The sequence below is a fragment of the Bradyrhizobium sp. NBAIM08 genome (genome assembly GCF_020193935.1).
Lineage (GTDB): Bacteria > Pseudomonadota > Alphaproteobacteria > Rhizobiales > Xanthobacteraceae > Bradyrhizobium > Bradyrhizobium yuanmingense.
This window is the reverse complement of sequence record NZ_JADYVR010000851.1, coordinates 1-410: the sequence shown is the minus strand read 5'-3', so window position 1 is coordinate 410 and position 410 is coordinate 1. Positions and strand designations below refer to the sequence as shown.

Here is a 410-nt window from a genome sequence, read left to right as displayed (position 1 = left end):
AGGCGGAACAGAGCGTGAATTTCGTGACGTGCCACGACGGGTTCACGCTCAACGACCTGGTGTCGTACGACGTCAAGCACAACGGGCCCAACGGCGAGGACAACCGCGACGGCACCGACGACAACCGCAGCTGGAACTGCGGCGTCGAGGGTCCGACCGACGATCCGGCGGTGGAGTCCCTGCGCAACCGCCAGGTCAAGAACTTCCTGACCGTCACGATGATGTCGCTCGGCGTCCCCATGATCCTCATGGGAGACGAGGTGCGCCGCACTCAGCGGGGCAACAACAACGCCTATTGCCACGACGACCCGTCGACCTGGTTCGACTGGGGCCTGCTGGAGCCGCACGCCGACGTGCATCGCTTCGTGACGCTGCTGGCCGAGCGCCGCTCCCTCCGCGATGTCGAGCCC

1 pseudogene is annotated in these 410 nt (G+C 66.1%); it reads left to right on the top strand.

The window, feature by feature from the left end:
- A pseudogene (locus I6F37_RS42375) lies at nt 1-410 on the top strand (glycogen debranching enzyme); the annotation flags it as partial.